Below are 21,378 nucleotides of genomic sequence, written 5' to 3'. Positions count from 1 at the left end.
TGCTGTCGCCGGTATGCCTGACCTGCCGCCCGGGCATATGCCCCTGAGTGGAGTTGTCCCAGCTCAGGGCGGGCGGACGGCGCGCTCCGGCAGGACGCGCACATGGCCACGGGGAGGCCTCTTCATCCAAGCGTCGCCTCCCGGGCACCCCCGGGGGCCTCCCGTTCACCACATATAGGAGAAACTGGGGAAAGCTTCCCGGCGGGAAGAGGGCAAGGAAACAGTGAGGGACAGGCGGCATTCCTGTCCGCACGGGCACCGCCGCGTACCGCGCGGCACCCCGGCGGGGGCCGGCCGGCCGGTGGCCGGCAGCCCGCTCGGCTGCCGCGTTCCTGCCCGCGGAGGACTGCCCGGCACGACCGTGCCGGGTGCAGGTGCGGACAGAGGAGGCTCCCGATGACCGACGGGATACCCACCGACGCGTTCGAGTGCCGGCGCGACACGCTGGCCCTCGTCAATCGCGAGGAGGAGATGTCCTCCCTCTCCGCCCTCGTGCAGGACGCCCGCGCCGGGTCAGGCGGTATCGCGCTCCTGGAGGGCGTCGTCGGCATCGGGAAGAGCCTGCTGCTGGAGCGGCTGGTGGCCGCGCTCCCCACCGAGGGGCTGCAGGTGCTGGAGGCCCGCGGTGGCGTGCTGGAGCGCGACTTCCCCTTCGGTGTCGTGCGCCAGCTCTTCGAGCCGCTGCTGGCCACCCTCGACGGACCGCGGCTGGCCCGGCTGCTGGCCGGCAGCGCCCGCACCGCCGCGCAGGCGCTGAGCGGGCAGCGGCAGCCGGGCGATGTCATGCTCCCCGGCGAGGACATGTCGTACGCCGTGCTGCACGGGCTGTACTGGTTCACCTGCAATCTGGCGGCCGAGGCGCCGCTGGTCATCGTGGTCGACGACGCGCACAGCGCCGACATGGCCTCGCTGCGCTTCCTGACCCACCTCGCCCGCCGGATCGAGGGCCTGCCCATCCTGCTGGTGCTGTCCCGGCGCACCGGCGACACGTCGACGGACGCCGCGCTCCTCGGTGACATCGCCGGGCAGCCGCTCTGCCGGGTGCTGCGGCCCGGCCCGCTGACCGGCGACGGCATCGGCCGGATGGTGGAGACCGTCTTCGGTCACGCGGCCGACGAGGAGTTCCACGAGGCCTGCCTGGCGCTCACCGGCGGCAACCCGCTGCTCGTGCACTCCCTGCTGAGCGTGCTGCGGCTCGACGGCCGGCCGCCCGTGGTCGACGCGCTGCAGTACATCTCCGGGGACGGCACGTTCTTCCACGACGCGGTGCGGGCGGTGTTGCAGAGCCAGCCCGCCTCCGCCTCGGCGGCCGCCCGCGCCCTGGCCGTGATGGGCGACGACGCCCTGCCGGAGGTCTGCGCACGGCTGGCCGGGCTGGATGTCGCGACCCACTCGGCCGCGATGTGGGCCCTGCGGTCCAACGGGCTGGTCTCGGAGGTCGACGACGGCCGGAGATGGTCCTTCAACCACGGGCTGATCAGGGAAGTCATCGTGGCGGACCTGTCGCCCGAGCGGCTCGCCGAGGCACACCACCGCGCCGCCCGTCTGCTGCTGGACGCGGGGGCGCGTGCCGAGCAGGTGGCCGGCCATCTGCTGATGACGCCCCTGCCGGCAACCGAGGACTGGGCGGTGACCGTGCTGCGGGAGGCCGCCCGCGAGGCGTCGTTCCGCGGCGCCCCGGCGCTGGCGGTGGATCTGCTGCGGCACTGCCTGCCCGCGGACGGGCGGCCGCCCGAGGACACCGCGGTCCTGGTGGAGCTGGGGCTGGCGGAGGCGGGCGTGGACCCGCAGGCGAGCGTGCGGCATCTCCAGGCGGCGCTGGAGCACGTCCGGGAGCCGTCGCTGCGCTTCCGGCTGCTCAGCTCGCTGGCCAGCGGCCTGATCCGCAGCGGGCAGTCGCTCCAGGCGGTGCGGCTGCTCGCCGAGCAGGCGCCGACGGTCCGCGACGCCGATCTGCGGCGCCTGCTGGAAGGGCAGCGGCTGATGGCGTCGGCCGAGGACCTGAGCAGCTTCGCGGTGACGCTGCGGGAGTATCCGTTCGACATCAGCCGGCCCGGTACCACGCCCGGTGAGCGGGCCCTGATCGCCGCGGGGGCCGGACTGTGCTCGGTGCGCGCGGACCGGGCGCAGGAGTCGGCCGCGGCGGCCCGCCGGGTGCTGGAGAGCAGCGTGCCCGGCGTCGACTCGCCGTTCTTCCTGACCACCGCGGCGACGGCGCTGCTGTACGCGGGGCTGCCGGACGAGGCGGACGCCGCCTATCAGCGGGTCATCGACGACACCCGGGCCAGCCAGCGGCTGCTGCTGTACGGCCTGTGCCAGGCGCTGCGGGCCGAGGCGCGCTACCGGCTGGGGGCGCTGTCGGAGTCGCTGGCGGCCACCCGCTCCGCGCTGAACGTGGTGCCGCCGAGCCACTGGGGCCGCACGCTGGCGCTGCCGGTCGCGACCCAGATCCATGCGCTGATCGACACCGGTGATCTCGCGGGCGCCGACGCCGCGGCCGCGCAGGCCTTCCCGTCGACGAGCCTGGACACCTGGCAGTGGAACGAGTTCCTGTGCGCGCGGGGGCGGCTGCGGCTCGCTCACCAGGAGCCGAAGGCGGCACTGGCGGACCTGCTGGAGTCCGGCAGGCGGCAGCACGAGTGGACGCGGACGAGTCCGGCCGTGTCGTCCTGGTGGGCCTGGGCCGGCCGCGCCCATCTCGCCCTGGGGGCGCTCGCACCGGCCCGGGAGCTGGCGGAGGAGGCGGTGGACCGCGCCCGGCAGGGGAAGTTGACCGATGCGCTGGGTGCCGGTCTGCGGCTCCTCGCGACGACGGAGAGCGGCCCGCGGAAGCTAGGCATGCTGGAGGAGGCGCTGTCCGCCCTCGACGGGTCCCCGGCCCGCCTCGAACTGGCCCACGCGCTGGTCGATTACGGTGCCGCGCTGCATGCGTGCGGTCACACGGAAGCGGCCCGCGAGACGCTGCGCCAGGGGCTCGATCTGGCGTACACGCTCGGCGCCGCCCGGCTGCGCGCCCGGGCCAACGACGCGCTGCTGGCCACCGGTGCCCGTCCGCGCCGGGTCACGTCGAGTGGCATGGAGTCGCTGACGCCGAGCGAGGCGCAGGTGGCGCGGATGGCCGCGGTGGGTGAGACCAACCGGGAGATCGCCGAGGAGCTGTTCGTCACCCAGCGCACCGTCGAGCAGCATCTGACCGCGGTGTACCGCAAGCTCGCGGTGTCCGGGCGGCGTGGCCTCGGTTCGTTCTTCGACCCGGAGCGGGCCGCGAAGTGACCTCCCGGCCGTAGCGCGCCCGGTCATCGCGCGGCCCCCGCCGCGGCTCCGGACCCGTGCGCCGTGCGGCCGTTCCGTACGGCGGGCACGGCGACCGCGGTCAGGACCAGGCCCTCGCGCACCGCCCAGCGCCCCCGGAAGCTCGTCAGCAGCTCGTCGCCGAGCGGCCATCCGGGCACCAGCAGCCGGGCGGTGAAGGTCCCGTTGTCCGGGTCGAAGGCGAGGAAGGCGTCCTCGAACTCCAGCGGGCGCCCGGTCATCGGGAACCAGGCCTTGTACACGGACTCCTTGGCGCTGAACAGCATCCGGTCCCAGGGCAACGCCGATGCCCCGTCGGTCCGTTGGGGAAGTGCGGCGCGTTCCCCGGGCAGCGCCACGGCCTCGAGGACGCCGTCCGGCAGCGGCTGGGCCGGTTCGGCGTCGATGCCCAGGGCGAGCACCTCGGAGGACCGCGCGACGACCGCGGCGGCGTAGCCCTCGCAGTGGGTGAGGGCGCCGACGAGCCCGGCGGGCCAGCCCGGCTCCCCGCGCGGGCCCGGCAGGACCGGTACGGGCGACAGGCCGAGCCCGGCCATCGCCCGGCGGGCGCACCAGCGGCCGGCGGAGAACTCGCGTACGCGCTTGTCGACCGCGCGGGCGATGTGCGGCTCCTCCTCGGGCAGGAGTGCCGCGGGCGGCGGTTCGTCGCCGAGGAGCTCGGCCGCGGAGACGGTCTCCGGCAGCAGCTCGTCGATCATCGCGTCTCCTGTCCTGGCGGCGGTGCGGGCGCGCCTCGCGGGGCGTCGGCGCGGAGCGGCACCTCACGTCGCCGCTCGGCCGAGACTAGAGCGGCGGTCCGCACGGGACCACCGCACGGGGCGGCCGCGCGTCAAGTCCCGGGGAAACGCCCAGTCTTTCCGGAGCGACCGGGCCCGGGCCCGGTCGGATCGCGTCGGCGGGTGTTCCGACGTTCCCGCCGACGGCCGCCTTTAGGGGTTTCCCGAATAGGAGCCCTGCTGGAATGGCTGGGTCCGCATCCTCACCACGAAAGCCGATCAGTTACGCAGTCGAACGGGCTCGGAGAAGGGCAGTTGACCATGCTGATGAACGAAATGAACGCAGTGCTGCGTGGGGGCCCCACCACGTACGTGGCAGAGGAGGAGCGGGTCCGCTATGTGCCGGACATGGCGTCGCCGCTCAAGCTGCTCTGCGGCAACCGCTATGAGCATTTCGAGCCGACGGCGGAGCGGGTCCGGCAGGACGGTCACACGCTCCAGGTGTTCGTCTGGACGGGCTGCACCTACGTGGCCGAGTAGCGCCGAACGACCGGAGCCGTCGGCCGCGGTCGTGCCGGGTGCCCGCAGGACGTACGGGCACCCGGCCGCCGACGGCATCGACGGCGTCACCTCCCGCCGGCGGTCCACCCCGGGATGGCCGGCAGCACCTTCTGGGCGACACCGAGCAGCGTCGCGTCGTCCGGTACCCCGCCGTCCGCGCGCCACAGTGACAGCTCGAAGGAGCCGCCGCTGTCCCGCGCGTCGTGGGCCACGATGAGGGTGCGGGCCGGAACGCCGGGGCCGCTCTTCGTTTCGCTGCCGTCGAGGCGGAAGCTGACGCCGATGGTGCGGTCCGCGTACAGGATCGCCGGGTGGCCCAGTACCTTCCGGTCCGGCAGATCGTCCCGCATGAGTGCGGCGAAGCGGGTCACCGGACGGTGGTCGTAGGTGGCTGACAGCGACACCGTGTAGGTCGTGAACTCGATCCGGGCCGAGGGGGTGTCGATCTCCTTGCCGCCGGCGTACCTCTCGGAGCCGGCGCTGCCGCCGGCGGTCTTCGCGATCTCCCCCGGTGTGCCCAGCAGTCCGGCCAGGTCGCGGCGGTTCAGAGCGCTGCACAGCTGCGCCCCGGAGACGTGCCCCGCGGCCTTCTGGGACGTCGTCTGCGTCGTACGGGACTCCCCGCCCGAGCAGGTGGCGGGCGACGGATGGTCACTGTCCGAAGACGCTGTCCCCCCGAACGCCCACAGGCCCACTCCGAGCGCCCCCACCAGAGCAACGGCCGCGACGGCCTGCCCCCACGCGCCCTTCACGGGCACGTCGTATTCGTCTGTCATGTCCCCCGCTTGCGGTGATCCCCCGATATGTGCTCGGGGACTGTAACCCGTGATCACCGGGCCGACAAGGAAAATGTCCGCAACACCGCCCGCTGCGCGGGAATTTCGCGCCGCGGCCTGCCGCCCGGTGCACCGGACCGCGCCGCCGACGTGCCGAACCCCTCCCCCACCTGCGAGGCTTTCGGAAGGCATTCCTCCGGTCACGGAATTTGCCGGGGAAGCGCGCCTTTTGCCGCTGCATATCCTTTCGTTACACTTCCGCGGGATTGCCGCACCAGCGAGCAGCCGCCCTCGCGTCATCCGACATTCCCGCTTCCCCGACTGGAAATCGCCGTGTCCCTTCCCCGCTCCCGGCCGGCACCCGGTCGCATACGGGTCCTGCCGCCGGTGCTCGGCACCGCGGTCGCGGTCCTGCTGCTGGCCGGCTGCACGGGGACCGGGGAGCCCAAGAGCGCGGGGCACACCGCGGGCGCGTCGGCGCCGGCACGGCTGTGGCCCGAGCGCTCGCCGGCACCGCAGCCCTCCTCCGACGAGGTGGGCTCCCACGAGCGGCCCGCGCGGCTGAGCGGGGTGCCCCGCGTCCCGTCCGGCGACATCCGCAAGGTGCCGCTGCTCACCGTCGTCAAGGCGCAGCTCCGGGCGGGCTCCGAACTCAAGGGCACACCGGAGTTCGACCGGGCCACCACCAGGAAGATCGAGCACTGTGCCACCGACCGGAAGCACTGCCCGGTACGGACCCCGCAGTACCGGGATCTGAACAACGACGGCAAGGACGAACTGCTCGTCGGCATCGAGAGCCCGGACCACAACCTGGCTCTGTGGGTCTTCATGCTCAAGAACGGAGCGCTGACCCGGATCATGGACGCCGGGGTGACACCGCTGGCGGTGGAGGTGACCGGCGGGGACGTGATCATCCGGGAGCCGACCGGCACGCCCGGCTTCGACATGCGCACGGTCTACTCCTGGGACAAGCGCACCCAGTCCATGGCCCTCCGGGTCATGGAGTTCGACGAGACCTACCGGACCACGCCCCGTAAGAGCACCTCATGAGCGCCGGCCGGTCCGCGCCCCGCCGCCTCTTCGGGTGGACGGCGACGCTGCGGTGGAAGGCCGCCTTCTTCACCGTCGTGATGTGCTGCTTCCTCGCCACGGTGCTCGGGGTGCTGGTCCATGTCCTGGTCGGCCGGCAGACCGAGGACCAGGCGCGCGAAGCGGCCCTGGTCGAGCTGGACTCGGCGGTCGAGGCGTACGTCGACGGTGAACCCCTGGGCCACGACGCCGGGGTGGACCCCTCGGAGCTGCCGCCGGCGCTGCGCGAGATGGCCCGGCACGGCGAGCGCGGCACCCAGCTCGGCCGGCACGCCGGCCACCCGGTCATGTGGGCGGTCGCCCCGGCCGACGGCACGGCGCTGGCCGTCCGGCAGGACTACACCCAGCGGGCCGCGGTCCTCCAGGGCCTGGACCGCGCCATCATCGGCTCCGCGGCCGTGGCGATCTTCCTGACGCTGCTCGTCGGCCTGTACGCCGCTTCGGGTGTCACCCGGCGTCTGCACCGCACCGCGCAGGTGGCGCGCCGGATCAGCGACGGGGATCTCGACGCCCGGGTGGACGACCCCCGCGGCCTGCGCCCCGGGTACGCGCGGGACGAGCCGGCCGCCGTGGCCGCGGCGCTCGACGCGATGGCCGCGAGTCTCCAGGCCAAGCTGCACAGCGAGCAGCGCTTCACCGCCGACGTGGCCCATGAGCTGCGCACTCCGCTCACCGGTCTGCACGCGGCCGCCGAACTGCTGCCGCCCGGCCGGCCCACCGAGATGGTGCAGGAACGGGTCCGGGCCATGCGCCGGCTGACCGAGGACCTGCTGGAGATCTCCCGGCTCGACGCCGAGGTGGAGCGCGCCGAGCTGGATGTGCATCCGCTGGGGCCGCTGGCCGAGCGCGCGGTGCGGGCCACGGGGCTGGCGGCCGAGGTGCGGGTGGTGCGGGATGCCCGGGTGGAGACCGATCGGCGCAGGCTGGAGCGGGTGCTGGGGAACCTCGTCGGCAACGCCCACAAGCACGGCCGTCCGCCGGTGACGGTGACCGTGGACGGGCCGGTGCTCACCGTGCGCGACCACGGCGACGGCTACCCCGAGGAGCTGCTGGCCCACGGCCCGCAGCGGTTCAGGAGCCGGCCGGGCAGCGGGACGAAGGCCGGGCACGGTCTGGGGCTGACCATCGCCCTGGGGCAGGCCCGGGTGCTGGGCACCACCCTGCGGTTCTCGAACGCGCCCGACGGCGGGGCCGTCGCCGAACTCACCGTCGCCCCGGAGGAGCCGTCCGGGCACTGACCGGGACCGCGCCCGGACGGGACGCGCCGCGCGCGGGACGGCCCCCGGCCCCGGTCGGCGGGCGCCCCGGCACCGCCCCGTGAAGCTGCGGGAGTCACCGGTGTCGAGAGAGGATGAAGACACCCCTGGTCTTCAGGGGGGTCGGGTGAATGCACCAGAGGGACCGTCCGCCGTTGCGGCGGGCGGTATCAGGAGCGGCTGGTATGGACACCGAGGGGTTCCAGGCCGAGCTCGGCCCGTCCGATGCCCGCGCCTCGGCCGAGCCGTCGCCGTCCCGCGGCCTGCTGGACGTCCTGGCCGTCGCGGCGGTCGTGCTCGACGCGTCCGGACGGATCGTGCTCTGGAGCCCGCAGGCCGAGCAGCTGCTCGGTTACCCCGCCCAGGAGGCGCTGGGACAGTACGCGGCCCGGCTGCTGGTGGCCGAAGAGGACTTCGACCGCGTGCTGGAGCTGTTCGCCCGGGTGATGGAGAGCGGGGAGCCCTGGGCCGGGGTCTTCCCCGTCCGGCACAAGGACGGCAGCACCCGGCTGCTGGAGTTCCGCAACATGCGGCTCACCGACGACAGCGGGGACGTCTACGCCCTGGGACTCGCCACCGACCAGGCGATCCTGCGCCAGGTGGAACAGGACGTGGCGCTGTCCACCCGACTGGTCGCGCAGTCCCCAATCGGCCTGGCCGTACTGGACACCGCCCTGCGCTACGTGGCCGTGAATCCCGCCCTGGAGCGCATCAACGGCATGCCCGCCCAGGCGCACCTCGGCCGGCGGGTCCGCCAGGCGCTGCCCTTCCTCGGCGCCGAGGCGGTCGAGGCCGCGATGCGCGAGGTGCTGGCCACCGGTGTCCCGCAGGTCGACCGGTCGGTCGTGGGCCGGACCCCCGCCGACCCCGACCATGATCACGCCTGGTCGGTGTCGTACTACCGGCTGGAGGCTCCGGGCGGCACCGTCCTGGGGGTGGCGGCCTCGGTGATCGACGTCACCGACCGGCACCGGGCGGCCACCGAGGCGTACCACGCCCGTCAGCGGCTGGCGCTCATCGCGGACGCCTCCGTACGCATCGGCACCACTCTCGACCTGGAGCAGACCGCCCGGGAGCTGGCCGAGACCGTCGTCCCCGACCTCGCGGACGTGGCCGCCGTCGACATCCTCGACACCACCCTGCACCACTCCCCCGGCCCGGGGGGCTCCTCGGCGGGGCAGTCGGTCTTCCGTGCCCTGGCGGTGGCGGCGGCCTACGAGACGGAAGCGGTCGCCGCCGCCGACCCCGTCGGCGAACCCGCCCGCTACGAGGCGGACCGGCTGGTCACCCGCTCCGTCACCACCGGCACCCCGGTCCTCGTGCCGCACGTCGGTGCGGAGGATCTGCCGCGGATCGCCCGGGACGGTGAGTCCGCGGCCCGCCTGGCCCGGGCCGGACTGCACTCCTACCTGGCGGTGCCGCTGATCGCCCGCGGCACCGTGCTCGGCGCCCTCGACCTCAAGCGCCTGCGCAACCCGCTGCCGTTCGACGACGACGACCTCGTCCTGGCCGGCGAGTTGGCCAACCGGGCCGCGGTGTCCATCGACAACGCCCGCTGGTACCAGCGCGAGCGCGCCACCGCCCTCACCCTGCAGCGCACCCTGCTGCCACAGCACCCGGCGTCCCGGCCGCGACTGGAGATCGCCTCCCGCTACCAGCCCGCGGGTGCGGCCAGCGAGGTCGGCGGCGACTGGTTCGACGTCATCCCGCTGTCCGGCGACCGGACCGCGCTGGTCGTCGGGGATGTGATGGGCAGCGGCATCAACGCGGCGGCCACCATGGGACAGCTGCGCAACACTACCCGCGCACTGGCCGGTCTCGGCCTCGATCCCGCGCAGGTCCTCCGGCACGTCGACCGCAGCAGCACCGGCCTGGAACAGGCCATCGCCACCTGCGTGTACGCCGTCCACGACCCGCACCGCGACGAGTGCCGGATCGCGACCGCCGGCCATCTGCCCCCCGTCCTCCTGCGGCCCGGCCGCGCGCCCGCGCTGCTGGACCTGCCCACCGGTGCCCCGCTCGGCGTCGGCGGCATCACCTTCCACGCGACCACCATCCGCCTGGCCCCCGGCGACCAACTCGTCCTCTACACCGACGGCCTGGTCGAAACCCGCGACCAGGACATCGACACCCGCCTCCAGGTCCTCCTCGACCTCCTGGCCACCCCCCGGCCGAGCCTGGAGGAAACCTGCGACCACCTCCTGAGCACCCTGCGGCACCCCGACGACTACGACGATGTCGCCCTGCTCATCGCCCGGGCACTGGGGTAGCGGCTGTAGTGCGGACCGGCAGTACCGGTGTGGCTGCTACCCCGTGAGGGCATCACTGAGGTTGCGATGGGGCTTGCTCCGTTGAACTCCGTTCGTGGTCACGGCTGTTGACCGCTCACGGAAGCAGGCATTCTGGCCGCCCGACCCGACCGAACCGACGAGGTGCCCGCATGAACCGCACCACCCGCCTGGTCATCCTGCTGGCCGCCATCGTGCTGCTCGGGACCGTGGGCACGGTGGCGGTGCTGCACGCCGCCGACCGCTCCGGTTCGCGCGAGCGGGACCGGGCGGGCGGCCCGCAGGTACGGACGGGCACCGTCACACTCCGCTCGGCCGTCGGCCGCCAACTACTGGTACGCAACCTGGCCTGGGGCCCGCACCGTGACGAGATCGCCGCCGTGCCCGCCGACCGGCCCTCCGCACCGCGCACCGCGTCCGGCGTCAAGTGCCTGCGCTTCCATGCGGCCGCGGGCACCGCCCTCTGCCTCCAGGCCGAGCACGGCGCGCTGCGGGACACCTACCGGGCCGTCGTCCTCGACTCCCGGCTGCACGAGCGCCGCCGCTTCCAGGCCGCCGGCATCCCCACCCGCGCCCGGGTCTCGCCGTCCGGCCATCTGGCCGCCTGGACCGTCTTCGTCAGCGGCGACTCCTACGCGGGCACGAACTTCTCCACCCGTACCACCCTCGTCGACACCCGCACCTGGGCGATCGACAACAACCTGGAGTCTTTCGCCGTCACCAAGGACGGCCGGCCGTACCACGCCTCCGACGTCAATGTCTGGGGAGTGACCTTCGCCGACGACCACCGCTTCTACGCCACCCTGGCGACCGGCGGCCGCACCTATCTCGTCCGCGGCGATGTCGCCGCCCGCACCCTGACCACCCTGCACCGCAACGTCGAATGCCCCTCCCTCTCCCCCGACGGCACCCGCCTCGCCTACAAGAAGCGGGTGCCCCACGCCTCCCCCGACGCCCCCTGGCGGCTGTACGTCCTCGACCTGCGCAGCATGACCGAAACCCGCACCGCCGAGCACCGCAACATCGACGACCAGGCACTCTGGTCCGACGACTCCACCCTGGTCTACGCCCTCCCCGGCGACTACGGCTCCGACCTGTGGACCGTCCCCGCCGACGGCAACGGCTCCCCACACCACCTGATGACCTCGGCACTGGCCCCGGCCTACCTCGGGTAGGAGCGCTGCCTCGGGTGAGGGGCCGGGCGCGGTCCTGCCGGTGCCCGTGCGGGCTCGGAGAGCGGATTCATGCAACTAGCCTTCCTGCGCGGGCAGTTCGAGTCACATCCGCCGGGCGACCGTGATGATCTCCCGGCTCGCTGCCGTGACCGGACCGCGATCCCAGTCACCGTAACGGCCCTCCAGGACGAAGCCCGCCGCGGCGAGGAACTCGTCCAGCGCCGCCACTTCGAGGAAGCGCAGGGTCGTGCGGTCGACGCGGAGCACCCGCCCGTCGGGCTCCGCCGTCGTGCCGGTGAAGGTGACCAGGTCACCGGTGACGGACTCGACATGGTGCCAGACCCGCAGGGCGCGTCCGGCCGGGCCGGTCAGCTCTCGGGCGTGCGAGGGGTTCCAGTCCTGCCAGGCACGTGCCTGCGGGTGCCTGGTCTCGAAGGCGAAGCGGCCGCCCGATCGCAGTGCCGCACGGATCGCGGCGAGCGAGGCCCGCAGTTCCTCGTCGGTGACCAGGCACTGGAAGGCGTGCCCGGTCATCGTCGCGAGCGCGAACGCGGCCTCCGGAGCGGCGTCCGCCGCGGTCCCCTCGACCCACTCGACGTCGGTACGACGCCGCGCCCGGGCCAGTGCGGCCCGGTCCGGGTCGAGCCCGACGAGACGTCCGCTGTGACCGTGGCCGCGCGCCCAGTGCAGCATGGCCCCTGTCCCGCACCCGACATCCAACACCGAGTCGGCGTCCCCCACCAACTCGTCGTAGAAGCGGTCACTGGACCGACTCATGGGTTCCCACGGATTCAGCAGGTCATACAACGCGGCGGCATCGGCGTCCGAGAACATCACATCAGTATCCACAGGCCGCCGAACGCCACCAACTACATTCCATAGAAGGCAACTTGAGGACTATCCCGATCCGGAGCGACCCAGGGACTGGGCAGCGGTATCGCGCTCGCGCCGGGGACGCGACGGGCGTCCCCGCGCACGCCTGCCCCGGCCCTACAGTGATCCGGTGACTTCGACCTGGACAGCCACCGACACCGGGGTGCTGACGCTTCCCTCCGGACGCCTGATTCGGGGGCGCGCCCTGCGCCGACCGCTGCCGGACGGACCGACACCGCACTTCACGGTCTGTCTGCTCGGCACACAGCCGCCTCCTCTCCCCTGGGAATCCCGGTGGCTGCGCTGGCCGGACTTCCGGCTGCCCGGCGACCGTGCGGAGGCACGGCAGACGCTCCGCGAGGTGTGGGCCCGCGCCGAGGCCGAACGCGTGGAAGTCGCCTGCGCGGGCGGGCGCGGCCGCACCGGCACCGCCCTGGCCTGCCTCGCCGTCCTGGACGGCGTACCGGCGGCCCTGGCCGTGCAATTCGTACGGCGGAACTACGATGCCCACGCCGTCGAAACCCCCTGGCAAAGGCGTTACGTCCGCCGTTTCTGACTCGCGGACCGGGTCCGACAGGCCGCCGGACCGGATACGCCGCCCTGGCCGGCGACAGCCTGCGGCAAGATGGGGCCGTGCCCACTGCATCGGACGACATCGAGCTGACGGAACAAGAACTCCGCGACATCACGGGCTACGCGGCCGAGGGTGCGCGCCGGGTGCTGCCGCTCTTCGAGGAGGCGCATCCCGCTGACCCGCGTCCCCGCGACGCGCTTGAGGCGGCCGACGCGTTCGCCGCCGGTGGCCGCCGCACGAACATCCTGCGGCAGCGCGCGTGGGCGGCGTACCGGGCGGCGCAGGACGCCACCTCGCCCGCCGCGGTCGACGCGGCCCGGGCGGCGAGCCATGCGGCCGCCGCCGCGTACCTCCATCCCAAGGCGAGCGCCCACCAGGTGAAGCACATCCTCGGCGCGGCCGCACACGCGGCACGAGCGGAGGAGCTGGCCTGCGGGGAGGAGCAGCCCGTCACCGCGGGGACCCTTGGCTGGGCGCGGCTGCACGCGCCCGCGGCGGTCACCGCGGTGCTCGGCCGGCTGCCGGCCGCACCTCCCGGAGGCGGGCGGATGGGAGAGCTCCTTCGCGACCTGGACGCCGCCCTCCGCGACTGAGGACGACGCCCGAGCGCGACGACGCCCTGCCGCACCACCTCCCGTGGCACAGCAGGGCGTTGCGCTTCTCCGTCGTGTCCGGCGTTTTTCGGCGTGTCCGGCGTGTTCGGCGAGGTCAGCCGAGGTGGGTGCCGGTCTCCTCCAGGGCCTCGCGCACCGGCTGGTAGTAGCTCTGGCCGGCCGTGGCGCAGTCGCCCCGGCCGCCCGAGGTCAGACCCAGCGCGGCCTCGTCCTCGAAGAGCGCCCCACCGCTGTCGCCGGCCTCCGCGCAAATACTGGTCTGGATCAGCCCGTTGACCGTCCCCTCCTGGTAGTTGGCCGTCGCGTCGACCGCGAGGACGTCCCCCTCCCGCAGGTGGGTGGTGCTGCCGCTGCGCGACACACGCTGGCCCACGATCGGGTCGTCGGCCTCGGTGATCTCCTGGATGTCACCGTCGTAGAGGTCGACGGCACTGGGGTGCTCGATGTCGTCGTCGGTGTATCGCGCGAGACCGAAGTCGCTGCCGGGGAAGTTGCTGGAGATGGTCTTCGCGATCTCGGGCCCGCCCTGGGTGTCGGACCAGGTCCGCATGGCGCCGGTGCAGTGCCCGGCGGTCAGGAAGTACGGCTCGCCGCCCTTGGTGACGTTGAAGCCGAGCGAGCAGCGGGCGCCGGGCCCCCAGATGGCGTCACCCCCGGCGATCATCGGCCGGAGTGCACCCGCCGACCGCTGAAGGGCGGCGCGGTCACCGAGCGAGGAGACGACCGTGGTCAGCTGCCGCAGCTTCGCGCCCTGGACGGTGCGGTCCGCGATGACGATCACCCGGTTGGCCTTGGGATCCATGGCCCAGGCCGTGCCGGGGATCGTGGCCTTCTCCCGGAGGGTGGCGCGGGCGGCGTCCAGGGAGGCGAGGGAGTGCCGGACGACCCTGGGTTCGGCACCGGCCACCCGGACCGTACCCGCGGCGGCCCGGTCGGTGACATTGACGACGAGACGGTGGTTCCCGGCGTCGTAATAGGCGCCGGCCCCGCGCGGGCCGAGGGCGGCACTGAGGGCCTTGGCGCGCTGCACGGCGGCGGCGGACGATTGGGGGTCGGGCCCCTGGACGGGAGCGGCCTGCGCGCTCGGCAGGGTGAGTGCGGCGGCGAGCAGGGCCACCGCACCGGCTCCGGCGAGGAGGGTGCGGGGCGTAGGTGCGCTTGTGTGCTTCAACTCAACACCTCTGGTGGGGGTGGGCCAACGGGGCGCCCCGCCCTCGGAAGGTGTCGGCGCCACAAGCGGCCTGTGAGGGCGTGGCACGGCGGCGCGGAGCCATTCTGGACCGCCGTCGCGCCGCACTGCGCCCGCCCGGCCACGGGTCCGCAGGAATCACCTGTACGGCCCCGGAACCGCATCGTCCGCGCTCCGGTCAGCGGCAGCCGCGTCCCGGTCGGCGGCAGCCGCGTCCCGGGCTCCTCTGCTGCGGACGGCGGAATCGTTCGTCGGGCGGCGCACCCCTCCGGCGGGAACCCCGGACAGTGGATCAGGCGCCGCGGCTGCCGTGGGACTTCGCGGAAGCGGGCGCGATGGGGCGGGGCGAGACGGGGCGGACCTGGGTGCCGGGTGGGGTCGGCGAGGCCTGCCGGGTCTGCGAGGCGTGCCGGTCTGCCGGACCCGTGCGGCGATGCCGGAGCTTGGGCCGCCCAGAGACCGAGGCTGCTTCCGAGGCGGAGGCAGCGCGGCGCCCCGTGCCCCGCGACCTGCACTTCGATCCCCCCTCACGAACCAGACGCGCCCCAGCCGCACTTGGTCAACAGCCACCGCTCGACAGGACGCCAACGGCCGCGAAGGAACCGCACACGCCCCGGACGTTGACTGTCACCCCCACTCCACCGCCCACGAAGGAAACACGCCACGCCGTGTCGTCGCACTCCTGGCGAATTCCCCATCATCTTGGGACAGATGTGACACCAGATACGTGAGATGTCGCTTTCTTCCGCGTTATGTATGCATTGCGTAAAGCCATTGGTGTTGACCTGATTTGGCGGGCGCCGCCGGTGCATGGTCATTCATGCCCGGCCGTCGGCAGGGCATCTCGCACCACGGCAATGCAGAAAGGCACGATCCTCATGATTGACGGATTCAAGCGCGCCCTCGCCCTGGGCGCCGCCACCGTTGCCCTCGCCGGGGGCGCCGTCCTCACCACGGTGGGAACCGCCTCGGCCGCACCCACCCACCACGGCGACCACACCGCGACCAGGCACCTCGACCGCGGCCGCTGCCACATGGTCCGCGGACACTGGACCCGCGTCTGGCGCGACGGGCGCGGCTCGCGTCACGGCCACTGGGTCAGGGTCTGGCACCGGGAGCAGCTGGTCTGCCGACACCGTCGATGACCTTCACACCTAGGCAGTAACCCGGACCCCCGAGCCGTTTCGGCTCGGGGGTCTTCCGTATGCAGTGCCCGCGCGGCGCGTACCCGGGGTGCGCAATGCGCCTGCGGCCCCGTCGTCAGCGCACGCCGTGCGGCCGGAACTGGATGCTGATCCGCGGGCCCGCCGCCCGCGCGCTCTTGGGTATCGCGTGCTCCCAGGTCCGCTGACAGGAGCCGCCCATCACGATGAGGTCGCCGTGCCCGAGCGGATGCCGGACGCCGGCGCCGCCGCGCCGCGGACGTAGCAGCAGATCGCGCGGTTCCCCCACGGACAGGATGGCGACCATGGTGTCCGCACGCCGCCCGCGGCCTGTTCGGTCGCCGTGCCAGGCCACGCTGTCGCGGCCGTCCCGGTAGTAGCAGAGCCCGGCCGTGGTGAACGGTTCGCGGAGCTCGTCGGCGTAGTGGGCGGTGAGCGCCTCGCGCGCCTCGTCCAGCACGGGATGCGGCAGCGGGTCGGCGGACCCGTAGAAGGCGAGCAGCCGCGGCACGTCCACCACCTGCTCGTACATCCGCCGGCGCTCGGCCTGCCAGGGCACCTCGGCGGCGAGCCGCGCGAACAGGGCGTCGGCCCCGCTCAGCCAGCCCGGCAGCAGATCGAGCCAGGCCCCGTCGCCGAGCGCGGTCCGGCGCATCCCGCACAGCGACCCGAGCCGGACCTCGTCGGTCTGGTCGAACAGTGAGCCCTGAAGGTGCGTGGCCATGCCTCCAGCGTACCCAATATTCGAATGTATGTTCTGACCTGTGGAGAACCACTCTTGCCCGATCGGGACGCCGGGCGCACGCTGAAGGTATGGGCACCGCAGAAGGCCCGACACTCATCACGTCCGTCCAGCGCGCCTTCCGCCTGATGGAGGCCGTGGGTGCGCACGAGGGCGGCGCCCCCGCGAAGCAGCTGGCACGGGAGACGGAGCTGCCGCTGGCCACCGCCTATCACCTGCTGCGCACGCTCACCCACGACGGGTACATCCGAAAACTGGAGGACGGCGGCTACGTCCTCGGCGACAAGCTCGACACCCTCCAGACCGGCGGCCGCGCCCAGGCCCTGCTCAACCGGATCCGACCCACGCTCGCGGCCCTGCGCGACGATCTGTCGGCCGCCGCGTACCTCACCTTCTACGAGGACGGCGAGATCCGGGTCGCCGAGATCGTCGACGGCCCCCGGGCGCCACGGGTCGACCTGTGGGTGGGCTTCGAGGACGCCGGCCACGCCACGGCGCTGGGCAAGTGCGTACTGCGCGAACTGGACGCCGGCGCCCGCGACGACTACCTCTCCCGGCACCCCTTGGCCGACCTCACCCCGCGCACCATCACCGCCCGCGCCGAACTCCTCCGCAGGCTCGACATCACACCGGCATCACCGGTGGTCACGGACATGGAGGAGTACGCCCTCGGCACGTTCTGTGTCGCGGTGCCGGTGTACAGCGGGCAGATCCTGGGCTCCCTCGGCGTGTCGCTCCGAGCGGACCGGATCTCCCGCTTCGAGGAGGTCCAGGACCGGCTCCTTCCGGCAGCGAGCCGCGTGACCAGGGGTTTGTCGCTCACTATCTGAAATCCGGGTCCTTGCGGCAGCCGCGCGAGTCCCGTTTCCTAGTTGAAACGGACATTTCGGCGCGTATGTGCCACGAGCACGGAAGTGAGCTGCGGACGAGGACATGCACCAGGCCCGAATCCACCCCCACGACCACCGGCCGCGACCGCAGCTCACCGCATCGCTCTCCACTCTGTGGGCAGCGTTGCGCCGCGCGATGGAGGAGCCCTCCGCCTCCACGGGCGTCTTCCGCCACTACGCCCACAACGCGCCGGTGCTGATCATCGCCGTCGTCGCGTGCCTCGCCCTCGCCGGCGGCACCGGCATGAACTGGCTGCCGCTGCTCGCCGTCGGCCCCGCGCTGGCCGCCGCCACCAGCGGGCCGTGGGGCGTGCTCCGCATCGGCGCCCTGGCGGTGGCGCTGGCCGCGGTGCTCGGCGTACGCGGCGGCGCGCCGGGGACCGAGCAGGCGATCATCCTGTCCGCGCTGACCGCCGTGACCTTGGCCGGCGGCCTGGCCAGCGCGCTGCGCCGGCGCCGCGAACACGTACTGGCCGCCGTCCGTTCGGTGGCCGAGGCCGCCCAGCACGCTTTCCTCAAGCCGGTGCCGTCGACCGTCGGACCGTTCCAGGCGGCGGTCCACTACAGCGCCGCCGCTGCCGAGGCACGGAGCGGCGGCGACCTCTACGCGCTGGTGCCCACGCCGTACGGGGTGCGGCTCATCGTGGGCGATGTGCGCGGCAAGGGGCTGCCGGCCGTGGGAGTCGCCGCGCTCGTACTGGGCGTGTTCCGCGAAGCGGCCTACGACGAGCCGGATCTCCTCGATGTCGTGCACCGCATCGAGCGGAGCCTGGCGCGCAACCTCGGTCCGGACGACTTCGTCACCGCGGTGCTCGCGGGCTACCCGGAGGACGGCCGCATGGAGCTGGTCAACTGCGGGCACGCCGCTCCGCTGCTGGTCCACGACTCCGGCATCCTGCCGGTCGAGCCCGCCCGTCCGGCCCCGCCGCTCGGACTGCGGTCCCTGTCCGACGAGTCGCCGAGCCTCCAGCACATGACGCTGGTCGACGGGCACCAGGTGCTCTTCTACACCGACGGGGTCACCGAGGCCCGCGACCACGAGCGGGCGTTCTACCCGCTCGGGGAACGGCTGGCCCAGCACCTTTCGGAGGAGCCGTCCCGCACCCTCGCCGCGCTGCACAAGGACCTGCTCGCGCATGTGGGCGGTGAACTGCACGACGACGCCGCCATGTTGCTGCTGCGGAAGCCGGCCGACGCCACCCGGGACCAGGCCGCCACCGCTCCGGTGGCACCGACGGCACCGACGCGGTCCACCGACCGGCGCGCCGCCCCCGCGGTGGGTGCTGCCGAGTAACACGCGCGGCTCGGTGCACGATGGTTTCGGACCGGATCAAGAACCCCGGAAGGAGCACCTCCATTGTCGAAACCACCGCTTCCCGATGCGGCGATCGCCATACTGACCAAGGCGAACCCGGCGGTCATCACGACGCTGCGCCCCGACGGCCAGCCGGTCTCCACCGCCACCTGGTACCTCTGGGACAACGGCCGGGTCCTGGTCAACATGGACGAGGGCCGCAAACGACTGGCACACCTCCGCCACGATCCGCGCGTCAGCCTCACCGTGCTGGACGAGGGCAACTGGTACACCCACCTCAGCCTCATCGGCCACGTCACCGAAACCACTCCGGACGAGACCCTCACCGACATCGACCGCCTGGCCCAGCACTACCTCGGCCGACCGTACCCACAACGCGACCGCCGCCGTTTCACCGCCTGGATCGAAATCGACCGCTGGCACGGCTGGGGCACCATGAAGGACAACGACCAGGCGGGCTGACGACGCGGGGCCATGAGCCGTGGGGCACGACGCCGGGCGGCCGTATCCGGGGGCTGGCACCCGTCCGCCGCCTGCCGCGCCTCTGGGGCGTGACCTCTTCGGCCGCCCCTGCCGAGAGCGGCTCAGCTCTCCAGGAGTCCCTTGCGGAGGGTGGCGCAGGCACGGCTGAGGAGGCGGGACACGTGCATCTGGGAGAGGCCGAGCTCCTGGCCGATCTCGGCCTGGGTCATTTCCGCGCCGAAGCGCAGCTGGAGAAGGGTGCGGTCGCGTTCGTCCAGATCGGCCAGGTGCGGCTTGAGGGCCTGGACGTCTTCGGCCAGGGCGAGGGCGGGGTCCTCGGTACCGATGAGGTCGGCGACCAGTCCGGCCTGCTGCTTTCCGCCGGCGGCCTGGATGGGGCGGTCGATGGAGTCGCTGTCATAGCCGTTGGAGGCGACGAGCCCCTCGGCGACCTCCTCCTCGGTCAGATCGAGGTGGGTGGCGAGGTCGGCGGCGGTCGGTTCATGGACGCCCTCGCACTCCAGCTCCTCGCGGGCGCGGGCCAGGTCGATACGGAGTTCCTGCAGCCGCCGGGGCACCCGCACCGACCAGGTCGTGTCGCGGAAGAATCGCTTGATCTCGCCCTGGATATAGGGGACCGCCAGCGTGGTGAACTCCACGTCGCGGGAGGCGTCGTAACGGTCGATCGCCTTGATCAGACCGATCGTGCCGACCTGGAGGACGTCCTCCATGGACTCTCTGCGGCTGGCGAAGCGGCGCGCGACGTAGCGCACCAGGGAGAGGTTCATCTCGATCAGGGTGTTCCGCACGTACTGGTACTCGCTCGTCCCCTCGTCGAGCTCTTCCAGCCGCAGCAGGAACCGCTTGGACAACTCCCTTGCGTCGGCGGGGGCGACACGTTGCGGGGCCTGGACCTGCGGCAGGACCGTCGGAGCCGGAACGGCGCGCTCCTTCGGCGTGGTCTTCGGGTCCGTTCCCGCCGCCAACGTGCTGTTGCTCGTCATGCGCTTGGCTCCCACCTGTTGCCGAGCCCCCGTCGGTCGCTCCCCTACCCGCCGCTGCCGACGGTATGTCCCGACATCTGCACGCCGGTTCGGACGCGGTCGCAGCGGCTCCGCTCATGGGTCCGGCACGGGCTCCGGCTCGGGTTCTGACTCGGGCTCTGGCTCCGGCTCAGGTCGTCGCCAAATCCGCTTGCCTGCGCCCCGGCATCGTGACAGCATCTCTTAATGCAACTAAAGTAGCGCTAGTGATTCCCGGCCCTCAGCACGCATGACCACTCTTGACCACGCATGACCACCCATCAGCTCGTCCCCACACGTCCCACGTACACGTAAAGGAAGCGCCCCGCCCATGTCGCGCCGTGTCGTCTCTTTCCAGCGATTCCCCGTTCCCGACGGCGCGGGCCCGTACGCCCTCACCGCCGGCCCCGACCAGGCGCTGTGGTGCACCCTGGTCCACGCCGGGCAGATCGCCCGTCTGACGCCGGACGGTCAACTCGTGTGCCACCGGCTCGACTCCGCGTCCTGCGGGCCTACCACCATCACCCCGGGGCCCGATGGCGCGCTGTGGTTCGCGCGGAGCCAGGACCACCGGATCGGACGGATCACCGTGACCGGGGAGGCGACCTCATTCCCCCTTCCGAGTCCGGGCAGCGGTCCGTTCGGCCTCGTGTCCGCCCCCGACGGCGCCCTGTGGTTCACGCAGATGCACGCCGACCGCATCGGACGGATCACCACGGACGGCGCGGTGACGGAGTTTCCGCTGCCGGTCAGCGGCGCCTTCGCCTCGGCCCTCACCACCGGCCCCGATGGCGCACTGTGGTGCACCCTCAATCAGGCGCACGCGATCGGCCGCATCAGCCTGCAGGGAGAGGTGACGGTCTATCCGCTGCCCACCGAGGGCGCCGCGCCGGTCGGGATCACGCCCGGCGCGGACGGCGCCCTCTGGTTCGTCGAGATCGGCGCCGGACAGATAGGCCGGATCACCACGGACGGCCGGATCGAGGAGTTCCGCCTCCCGGACCCCGCGTGCCGGCCGCACGCGATCGTGGCGGGTCCGGACGGAGACTGCTGGTTCACCGAATGGGGAGCCCACCGCATCGGCTCCCTTACCCGGGACGGCCGTATCGAGGAGTTCGACCTGCCGGCCGCGGCGTCGGAACCGCACGGTCTGGCCTTCGGGCCGGACGGTGCCCTCTATGTGGCGCTGGAGAGCGGAGAGGTGGTCCGGATGATGCCGTGAGAGTGCCGTCCCGAGGTGTCGCTCTCGTGCCTCCCCGCGGTGTCGCTACGGGCAATGTGCATCTCGGTGTCACCATCAGCAGCACAGCGACAGCACATGCACCGCCGCGGGTGCGCCGGTCAGCGGCGGTGCCACGGCG

At 72.8% G+C, this 21,378-nt stretch carries 19 protein-coding genes; 13 read left to right on the top strand and 6 right to left on the bottom strand.

Features of this window, described 5'->3' with window-relative positions; all coding sequences use genetic code 11:
• The first annotated feature begins 396 nt into the window (after nucleotides 1-396).
• Nucleotides 397-3,273, top strand: coding sequence for an ATP-binding protein (locus tag IEY78_RS14290; protein WP_189098149.1), 2,877 nt, complete (start codon nucleotides 397-399; stop codon nucleotides 3,271-3,273).
• A gap of 23 nt (nucleotides 3,274-3,296) precedes the next feature.
• Here IEY78_RS14290 and IEY78_RS14285 read toward each other — a convergent pair whose 3' ends face one another.
• Nucleotides 3,297-4,010: a 4'-phosphopantetheinyl transferase family protein gene (locus IEY78_RS14285; protein ID WP_189098147.1), complete on the bottom strand. Its 714-nt coding sequence runs from the start codon at nucleotides 4,008-4,010 to the stop codon at nucleotides 3,297-3,299.
• Between the two features lie 339 nt (nucleotides 4,011-4,349).
• On the opposite strand from IEY78_RS14285, the gene IEY78_RS14280 reads away from it, so the two are divergent.
• On the top strand, nucleotides 4,350-4,568 hold the full coding sequence (locus tag IEY78_RS14280) for a DUF5988 family protein (RefSeq protein WP_189098145.1): 219 nt from the start codon (nucleotides 4,350-4,352) through the stop codon (nucleotides 4,566-4,568).
• Nucleotides 4,569-4,654: 86 nt separating this feature from the next.
• On the opposite strand, the gene IEY78_RS14275 is transcribed toward IEY78_RS14280, so the two are convergent.
• Nucleotides 4,655-5,365: a DUF6215 domain-containing protein gene (locus IEY78_RS14275; protein WP_189098143.1), complete on the bottom strand. Its 711-nt coding sequence runs from the start codon at nucleotides 5,363-5,365 to the stop codon at nucleotides 4,655-4,657.
• A 333-nt stretch (nucleotides 5,366-5,698) separates the two neighbouring features.
• On the opposite strand from IEY78_RS14275, the gene IEY78_RS14270 reads away from it, so the two are divergent.
• From IEY78_RS14270 to IEY78_RS14255, 4 genes are all read left to right on the top strand, one after another.
• Nucleotides 5,699-6,415, top strand: coding sequence for a hypothetical protein (locus tag IEY78_RS14270; RefSeq protein ID WP_229699945.1), 717 nt, complete (start codon nucleotides 5,699-5,701; stop codon nucleotides 6,413-6,415).
• A complete protein-coding gene (locus tag IEY78_RS14265) occupies nucleotides 6,412-7,692 on the top strand; it encodes a sensor histidine kinase (RefSeq protein WP_189098141.1) in 1,281 nt (426 codons plus the stop codon). Before IEY78_RS14270 ends, IEY78_RS14265 begins: the two co-directional genes overlap by 4 nt.
• 203 nt (nucleotides 7,693-7,895) lie before the next feature.
• Entirely contained in the window at nucleotides 7,896-9,980 is a 2,085-nt protein-coding gene (locus IEY78_RS14260; protein ID WP_189098139.1) for a SpoIIE family protein phosphatase, read from the top strand.
• Between the two features lie 170 nt (nucleotides 9,981-10,150).
• Complete coding sequence (locus IEY78_RS14255) at nucleotides 10,151-11,173, top strand: TolB family protein (protein WP_189098137.1); 1,023 nt, start codon at nucleotides 10,151-10,153, stop codon at nucleotides 11,171-11,173.
• A 102-nt stretch (nucleotides 11,174-11,275) separates the two neighbouring features.
• On the opposite strand, the gene IEY78_RS14250 is transcribed toward IEY78_RS14255, so the two are convergent.
• On the bottom strand, nucleotides 11,276-12,007 hold the full coding sequence (locus tag IEY78_RS14250; RefSeq protein ID WP_189098135.1) for a methyltransferase domain-containing protein: 732 nt from the start codon (nucleotides 12,005-12,007) through the stop codon (nucleotides 11,276-11,278).
• A gap of 169 nt (nucleotides 12,008-12,176) precedes the next feature.
• Between IEY78_RS14250 and IEY78_RS14245 the strand changes: the two genes are divergently transcribed.
• Nucleotides 12,177-12,602 (top strand): protein-tyrosine phosphatase family protein, encoded by a 426-nt coding sequence (locus IEY78_RS14245; RefSeq protein WP_189098133.1) that lies wholly within the window; start codon nucleotides 12,177-12,179, stop codon nucleotides 12,600-12,602.
• A gap of 77 nt (nucleotides 12,603-12,679) precedes the next feature.
• On the top strand, nucleotides 12,680-13,213 hold the full coding sequence (locus IEY78_RS14240) for a putative immunity protein (protein WP_189098131.1): 534 nt from the start codon (nucleotides 12,680-12,682) through the stop codon (nucleotides 13,211-13,213).
• Nucleotides 13,214-13,328: 115 nt separating this feature from the next.
• On the opposite strand, the gene IEY78_RS14235 is transcribed toward IEY78_RS14240, so the two are convergent.
• Nucleotides 13,329-14,405, bottom strand: a complete 1,077-nt coding sequence (locus IEY78_RS14235; RefSeq protein WP_229699944.1) for a S1 family peptidase — start codon at nucleotides 14,403-14,405, stop codon at nucleotides 13,329-13,331.
• Nucleotides 14,406-15,301: 896 nt separating this feature from the next.
• Between IEY78_RS14235 and IEY78_RS14230 the strand changes: the two genes are divergently transcribed.
• Nucleotides 15,302-15,568 (top strand): hypothetical protein, encoded by a 267-nt coding sequence (locus tag IEY78_RS14230; protein WP_189098129.1) that lies wholly within the window; start codon nucleotides 15,302-15,304, stop codon nucleotides 15,566-15,568.
• Nucleotides 15,569-15,683: 115 nt separating this feature from the next.
• Here IEY78_RS14230 and IEY78_RS14225 read toward each other — a convergent pair whose 3' ends face one another.
• Complete coding sequence (locus IEY78_RS14225) at nucleotides 15,684-16,310, bottom strand: alpha-ketoglutarate-dependent dioxygenase AlkB (RefSeq protein WP_189098127.1); 627 nt, start codon at nucleotides 16,308-16,310, stop codon at nucleotides 15,684-15,686.
• An 89-nt stretch (nucleotides 16,311-16,399) separates the two neighbouring features.
• Between IEY78_RS14225 and IEY78_RS14220 the strand changes: the two genes are divergently transcribed.
• The 3 genes from IEY78_RS14220 to IEY78_RS14210 all read left to right on the top strand — a co-directional run bounded on the left by IEY78_RS14220 (nucleotide 16,400) and on the right by IEY78_RS14210 (nucleotide 18,995).
• Complete coding sequence (locus IEY78_RS14220) at nucleotides 16,400-17,158, top strand: IclR family transcriptional regulator (RefSeq protein WP_189098125.1); 759 nt, start codon at nucleotides 16,400-16,402, stop codon at nucleotides 17,156-17,158.
• 103 nt (nucleotides 17,159-17,261) lie between these two features.
• Entirely contained in the window at nucleotides 17,262-18,512 is a 1,251-nt protein-coding gene (locus IEY78_RS14215) for a PP2C family protein-serine/threonine phosphatase (RefSeq protein WP_189098123.1), read from the top strand.
• 63 nt (nucleotides 18,513-18,575) lie between these two features.
• Nucleotides 18,576-18,995, top strand: coding sequence for a PPOX class F420-dependent oxidoreductase (locus IEY78_RS14210; RefSeq protein ID WP_189098121.1), 420 nt, complete (start codon nucleotides 18,576-18,578; stop codon nucleotides 18,993-18,995).
• Nucleotides 18,996-19,117: 122 nt separating this feature from the next.
• Here the strand turns inward: IEY78_RS14210 and IEY78_RS14205 are convergent, their stop codons facing one another.
• Entirely contained in the window at nucleotides 19,118-19,999 is an 882-nt protein-coding gene (locus IEY78_RS14205; RefSeq protein WP_189098119.1) for a SigB/SigF/SigG family RNA polymerase sigma factor, read from the bottom strand.
• A gap of 349 nt (nucleotides 20,000-20,348) precedes the next feature.
• On the opposite strand from IEY78_RS14205, the gene IEY78_RS14200 reads away from it, so the two are divergent.
• Nucleotides 20,349-21,239 (top strand): virginiamycin B lyase family protein, encoded by an 891-nt coding sequence (locus IEY78_RS14200; protein WP_189098118.1) that lies wholly within the window; start codon nucleotides 20,349-20,351, stop codon nucleotides 21,237-21,239.
• Nucleotides 21,240-21,378 lie beyond the last annotated feature (139 nt).

The organism is Streptomyces kronopolitis (assembly GCF_014646275.1).
In the GTDB taxonomy this organism is placed as follows: Bacteria; Actinomycetota; Actinomycetes; order Streptomycetales; family Streptomycetaceae; genus Streptomyces; species Streptomyces kronopolitis.
Note: the sequence above shows the minus strand (reverse complement) of the source record. Positions and strands in the feature narration are given on the sequence as shown.